The following is a 6,553-nucleotide window of genomic DNA, read 5'->3' as shown; positions in this document are numbered from 1 at the left end:
GCCCAGCGATTGGAGTAGAACTGCAGGGATTGTTGTTCAGAGGGCGTGGTGCCGCCTGCGAGCATCGTCATGCGCTGCTGCCACAGGTCGAGCGGGGCCGATTCATACGTTGAGAGCTTGTCGAGAAAGAGCTCGCCCTGTGCATTGTTGCGTACCGGAATGCGTCCGATGGCAAGCAGTTCGCTCCAGTCGGTGGGGCCGTTCTGCTGCATGCCATACCAGCCATCCGAGGGCGAGTACCCGAACGAGGGGACGCTCCAGGGAGGCGTGCGGTCGTCGACGCCATTCGTGTAGATGGGGTGCTGAGCATCGCCCCATATAGCGAGGAAGCGTGGGGGGGTGCTCCACTGCTGCGACTGATGCACGAAGCGCCGAATTGCAATGGGACTGGGGCGCCCGTAGTCGAACGCATCGAAGATGGCCTGCAGCGGAACCATGGCAACATCGTAGCCGCCCTGCATGCGTCGATAGTCGGCCATGGACTGCGCGCTCTCTTCAAGTGCAGGGGGCGCGATGAGCAGGTAGTCGGCGGCGTGCGCGTCGGGGTTGGCCCAGTTGGTGCCTGTATGAGCCTGCATCGTGACAGGAGCCTTGTAACCGCTGGAGCCGACGGCCCAGTAGGCAGCGCCGGCTGTGGGGTTGTCTACCGACAGCAACGCGTCCCCCTCCGCGGTAGCCATGAGCGCTGTGTCGGGGCTGTAGGCGACCGGCGTGCCTGTATGTCCGCTCAGGTCGAGCGTGTACGTCTGAGCATTGGGCAAGACAATGCGTTGCCAGTCGTCGGCACGCGCCTGCAGGGTCCGGTCGTACTCGGCAGCAATCCAGTCGAGCAGCACATAGTTAGGCGTGCTGGCCGGCGACGGACATCCGCTGTCGAAGCCGTCGTTGTACGAGGTGATGCGCAGGGGCAGTCCGTCGTCGGGAATGCGACTGGCGTCTACGCTGGCTTCGAAGGTGCGGCGGGCCGTGCCCTGCCACGAGGTGGTGCCGAGCGATTCATATGCGGTTCCCCCACCCGACGTAAGCTGCGCTTCCACCTCGACCCGATGGCACGAATTGGTCTCGGCGTCGAAGCGGATACGCAGGTCCAGCGGAGCGCTGGCCGTGGCATCGCGCCGGTCTACCGGGAGGGTATACGAAAAGGTGCGTGGTGCAGTATTGTTGTGCGTGAACCGGTGCCAGTAGTACCCCTCTGATTCGCTGTAAAGAGGGGTATTGCTCTGGTTGGGTCGTCCAAAGTAGTACCGCGTGTCGCGCTCGGCCCAGGCGGTATCGCGGAGCGCAGTCGTTGGGGTCGTCGCTGTAGCACGGGAGGATGCGTAGCGCAGCCCCTCGTCGGTCTGTGCCCAGGTGAGCCAGTAGGTAGTGGTATCGGTGTAGAGGCTGCGGTGGGCGCTGCTCTGCAGCGAGGCGTCGTCGTTGTAGGCCCAGGTCTCATCATCGCCCCGGTTGCGCAGGCCCACAAAGATCATCGCATCGCCAGGCTGGAGCGAGCCGTCAGCATCCAGATCGATGGGGACTTCTGTGCCTCGTTCAAACAGCTGTAGCGTTGCCGGGTCGATATCGGAAAGCGCGGTGCCTGCAGGAAGAGCGGCCGCAATATCGCTTCCGCTCACGCGGTAGATACCATCTTCGACAACATCAATCTTGACGTACGGTGCACCTTCGGCGTACCACGACGTCTCGTAGTCGAGTCCGCCATGCTGGGCGCTGGCACCCACAGGAATGACGCTCCAGAGCCAGAGTGCTGCAATAATCAGACAATATGGACGAGGCATAAGAGGCCGTGCGGGAGAATCGCGGGAGCGGAGAGTGGGGCAACGAAGCGTGCGAAGCTATGCGCCGCTGGGCGAGGTTATGATCGCGAGATTACGAAAAGGACGCAAGCGCTTCACGATAGAGCGCCATTGTACGTTCTGTAAATGTAACAACGCCAAAACGGTTGCATGCCGAGTCACGCAAGACAGCAGTATCGTACTGGTGTAAGGTCGGCACCATGGTACGTAGTCCGGTGGCAAGAGCCGGCACAGAATGGGATGCCACGAGGTGGCCTGTCGATGGCGTGAGGATGTGCTCGGGCCCCCCGCATCGCGTGGCGAGTACGGGACAGCCGGTAGCGACCGCCTCCGCCACAGCGATCCCAAACGTCTCGTGGCGGCTCGGAAGCACGAACAGATGAGACCGGTGCAGAAGATCACGTACCGCAGCACGCGACAGATGTCCGTGAAACGTCACGTACTGATCGATGTCGAGGTTCGATGCGAGGGTGCGAAGCGTTTCGTGCTCAGGGCCGGTACCGGCGATATGAAGCGCGACGTTCGCATCCCTCAACCCCATCTGCTCCAATACCACCCGGCGGAAAGCATGCAGCAGGAGGTCGATTCCTTTTTCGGGGACCAGGCGCCCTATGGTTGCGAGGCAAAGCGGAGGCGCAGTGGGGCGCCGGGCGGGCCGCGTGAAGAACGAGCAATCGACCGGGTTGGGAATCAGGCGGATGGGTGCGGTGCACCACTCCTGGCGGATCAGTGTATCGCGTAGAGTGGGGCTGACGGCGGCTACCGCGTGGGCGTGGCTAAATGCTTTGGGGAGGCGTGCGCGCTGCTCGGGGAGCAGGGTGTTGCGCATGAAACCGCTAAAGTGCTCGGTGAGCGCCATGGGGCGGTTCCAGATAGAGGCGATGCGGGCAGTGGCGGGGCCGGCCCATTGCGCGCTCATAGCATGCACGATATCGGGCACGCCGTAGGCTGCTGCATACCGCTGCGCAAGCTGCTCAGCATCACGAATGCGTGCAGCGAAGGTGCCGTTGAGGCGGGAGCGGACGTTCCAGCTGTGGCGGCGCAGCACAGGGATGCCGTGTTCGACATGCCAGCGCGTCTGAAAGCGGTGGGTTGCAAGGGCCGCGGTGGTGAGGCGGCGCAGGCTGTGGTGTTCGGGGTAGACAACACCGACGGTGCACCCAGCGTCTTGGAGCGCGTTGAGCTGCTCATAGAAGTACGCTCCTGCAGCGCTGAAGTCGGTTGGAAACCAGGAGGGCAGAACGAGAACGTGCATCCTACAACATGGCGAAGGATTCAGGGAGCACTGCGCAACGACGCAGAGGGGGCGGCTATGATGAGGCGACGCATGTGCGCGGGGGAGATATCGGTTCGGCGTCCATGCGCTTCAAGATGCTGGATATGCACGTCGAGTTCGGCTCGGCTGTACGGGAGGGTTCCGCGCACCCCGAGAATGGATGGGTGGGTGGTAGCTTCGGTGGTTTCGTGCGGCATCGCAAGCGACTCCGTCATCTTTTCGCCGGGGCGGCGCCCGATCTGTTCAATGAGCTCTTGAGGGTCGCGATGGGGATACCAGCGCAACGCCAGTTGCTGCGCCAGGTCGATGATGCGCAGCGGCTCGCCCATGCGAAAGAGGTAGACCGGGTGGCTGTCGAGAAGCAGCGTATGCATGATGAGGCTGCACGCCTCCTCTGCGCTCATAAAGTAGCGCTCCATGTCAGGATGCGTGACCGGGATCGGGCGTCCCTGCGCGAGCCGGCGCTCAAAGCGGGGCACGACGCTGCCGCGGCTTCCAAACACATTGCCGAACCGCACGATTTTGTGCTCCACCGAAGAGGTGGAGGCGCGCACGTACCATTCCGCCAGGCGTTTGGTGGCGCCGAGCACGCTGGTAGGCTGCACGGCCTTATCGGTTGACACAAAGAGAAACTGCTCCGCCTGGTACTCTTCGCTCAGCTCAAGGAGCTGCATCGTTGCCTTCGTATTGTTCTGGAAGGCCTCAACTGGCTGCTCCTCCATCATCGGAACGTGCTTGTAGGCCGCCGTGTGGATGACGATGTCGGGACACACCGTCTGAAAAAGCTGCTGCATGGAGCGGGTATTACGTACATCTGCCAGCCGGAGGTCAACGTTCTGGCTGAGTGACGCATCGTTGAGGGCATGTTGAAGCCGGTAGAGGTTATACTCGCTCATGTCAACGCCTACCAGCTGAAAGGGCGTGAGAGCAGCCAGTTGCTGCATCAGTTCGCTTCCGATCGCCCCCCCCGCACCGGTAACCAGCACTGTGCGATCGGTAAGTGCGTTACGAAGGCGATTGGTGTTGATTGCGGGGCGCGGGCGTTCGACCAGGTCGTAGAGCGTAAGCGGACTGGGGACATGAGCCGGCGGGCTGGGGGGCGGCGTAGCTCTTGAGATTGCAAGACGTACAAGCGCCCGGCTGCCCAGAATGCCGGCCCCGACGACAAGCACGTGCAGCGCGACAACCCCTCTCGGGAGTAAGAGACCTGGATCCCATAGATAAAGGATAGCAGAAGCAGCAAGACCTGCCCCTACGATGGCAATGCCCATACGCATCAGCACAGGCAGCTGGATCTGTGAGGGCTCATGCCGGTAGGCGCCTGTTCCGAAAAGAGCGGCGGCAAACGCAGCGGTGATAAGGAGAGCAGTAGGGGAAGTAGCCAGTTCAGCTGCGCCAGGGGCAGAGGCGTAAAACAGATACGCTGCAGCCCATAGGCCAACGTATACGATGGCAAGGTCGAGGCACATCCACGCGCTACGGGAAACCCAACGGGGGCCATTGGCAAGAGAGAGAATCTGGGAGCGGATCGCTTGCACGAACTGGTGTAGGTTTAGCAGGGTGGGTAGTAGACACGGGCTGTTCATAGGTGGCATCCAGCTACAGCCTGTTCACGCTATAGCCAGAACGTAGGCCGACGGGGGCGGCGCAACGGAGTATACGCAGTACGTGCGAAAATAGCACTTTATGATTGTGTTGGGCGTATGATGCGGCGCGACAGTACCCGTCTAAATAGGCTTGCCCTTGCTTGATCCACGTGTGGGCTATCGGTACAGCTTAGGCGAGGCCCTCAATGAGCTGCCGATACGCTCGCATATGGCAAGCCCGATCAAACCGGGAATGCGCCAGATGGATGGCGTTGCGCGACCAGCGTGCTCGAACACAAGAAGGTCGCTCCATATACTGGCAGATACACGCTGCAAGGTCCTCAGGGTTTTCAGGGGGAACGTACCACCCGCATTGCCCGGACGTAACGAGCTCTTTGGTCCAGCCCGGATTAGTAACGATCACGGGGGTGCCGGCCGCGAGGCTATCCATCAACTTGGAGGGGGCATTGGTCCGTAGCACGTGCCGGTCAACGAACGAAGTAATGGAGAGCGTTGCGTGCTTGAAGAGCGCCAAGGTTCGCGAGTACGACTGTGGAGGCAGCATACGCACGTTGGGAAGACGCTGCGCCGCAGCCTCTATGTCCGGCTGGTAGTACCCGCTGCCTACAAACGCCCACACAATATCGAGGCGATCACGCAGGCGGCGCGCAGCATCAAGGAGCGTAGGAAGGGCATTGGCGCGGCCAAACGACCCGGCATACAGGACGAGGCGCTGCCCGTCCTGGAGCGGACAGAGCGCTTCGGCCTCGCGGGTCGGCGCCCGACGCAGCAGCGACAGGTCGGTGCCGTATGGATTCATGCTGACCCGATTATGTCCCGACCGACGGCGCACATGGCGCGCCATATCGGGCGAGAGCGCTACAACGTGACGGGCGTCGCGGTAGAGATACCGCTCCAATGCGTAAAGCGCGCGCTGCGCCCCTGCCGCTGGCACTGCCCCCATCTGAATGGGAAAGTCGGGCCAGAGGTCGCGCACTTCGAACACCCAGGGTACTCCATACCGTCGTGCCACAAGCGCGCCGACCACCGGAACGGTGAGCGGGGTTGAGGAAGCTAATACGATATCAGGCGGACCGGCTGCAAGTCCCCTTAAGGCCGCCTGAGCCGCGTAGCGCCCAAACGAAACCAGTCGCTGGGCAGCGCTCATTTCGTTTTGGTACGGCACAGGCACTTCATGGTGCGCCACGCCAGGCGGCACCCAGCGGTAGCTATTAGTGATCCGGCGTTTGCGCCCCATATTCGCTGTTATCAGCGTAACGTCATGATGCGCAGCAAGTGCACAGACCAGCGCATGCGGGCGTCCTGCGGTGGGGCAGTCGGGCGTGTGGTAATGCTGGACGAAGACGGCGATATGCACGGTACAAAGTGCTTTAGAGCGATCAAAGATGGGCGCGTGCAGGTACGCCTACAACAGTAGTATGAGCAGGTACATTACGCGTCACAACAGCGCCGGCGCCAACGGTTGCGCCTTCGCTAACACGTCGGTTGGGAAGCACAACTGCCCCGGCCCCCAGCCGGGCTCTGTTGCCTATCGTAACACGTCCAGATACGCGGACCCCCGGGTGCAACGTTGCAAATGGATGTAGCACAGCATCGTGGCCCAGCGTGCAGTGCGCGTCGACGATCACATGGCGGTATGCGGTAACAGCGACCATGCATACAACGCCGGCATACACAATGCATCCCGGTGCAAACCGGATGCTTTCGTGCACGGAAACGCTGGGGTCTACCAGGGTAGCCGCAGCGGCAGGATGAGAGGCAAGCTGGTCAGCTACCCGTTTTCGGGCACTGCCTTCACCAATAGCAATAACGTAGGCGACGCGCGGGTGGCGACTGAGCCAAGAGGGGGGACCCAGCACAGGGTGTCCCAGCAC

General features: G+C 61.8%; 5 protein-coding genes. All 5 read right to left on the bottom strand.

Translation table 11 applies throughout. The features are described 5' to 3' along the window. Window positions 1-1,778, bottom strand: a 1,778-nt coding sequence (locus tag PPP56_RS08745; protein WP_353563660.1) for a C25 family cysteine peptidase, incomplete at its 3' end; no start/stop codon positions are given. 91 nt (window positions 1,779-1,869) lie between these two features. Continuing rightward, window positions 1,870-3,051 (bottom strand): glycosyltransferase, encoded by a 1,182-nt coding sequence (locus PPP56_RS08740; protein WP_353563659.1) that lies wholly within the window; start codon window positions 3,049-3,051, stop codon window positions 1,870-1,872. Between the two features lie 20 nt (window positions 3,052-3,071). Further along, window positions 3,072-4,541, bottom strand: coding sequence for a polysaccharide biosynthesis protein (locus tag PPP56_RS08735; protein WP_353563658.1), 1,470 nt, complete (start codon window positions 4,539-4,541; stop codon window positions 3,072-3,074). A 307-nt stretch (window positions 4,542-4,848) separates the two neighbouring features. Then, window positions 4,849-6,036: a glycosyltransferase family 4 protein gene (locus tag PPP56_RS08730; protein ID WP_353563657.1), complete on the bottom strand. Its 1,188-nt coding sequence runs from the start codon at window positions 6,034-6,036 to the stop codon at window positions 4,849-4,851. A gap of 22 nt (window positions 6,037-6,058) precedes the next feature. Further along, window positions 6,059-6,553: LbetaH domain-containing protein (locus PPP56_RS08725; RefSeq protein WP_353563656.1), on the bottom strand; the 495-nt coding region annotated here is incomplete at its 5' end.

Origin of the sequence: Longimonas sp. (assembly GCF_040409695.1) — a bacterium.
GTDB lineage: Bacteria > Bacteroidota > Rhodothermia > Rhodothermales > Salinibacteraceae > Longimonas.
This window is presented reverse-complemented; position numbering and strand designations above follow the sequence as displayed.

What these genes read in the sequence shown, in the direction of transcription:
- PPP56_RS08735 (WP_353563658.1), bottom strand. Translation starts at nt 4,541, where the DNA reads ATGTGCCTCGACCTTGCCATCGTATACGTTGGCCTATGGGCTGCAGCG.
- PPP56_RS08740 (WP_353563659.1), bottom strand. Translation starts at nt 3,051, where the DNA reads ATGCACGTTCTCGTTCTGCCCTCCTGGTTTCCAACCGACTTCAGCGCT.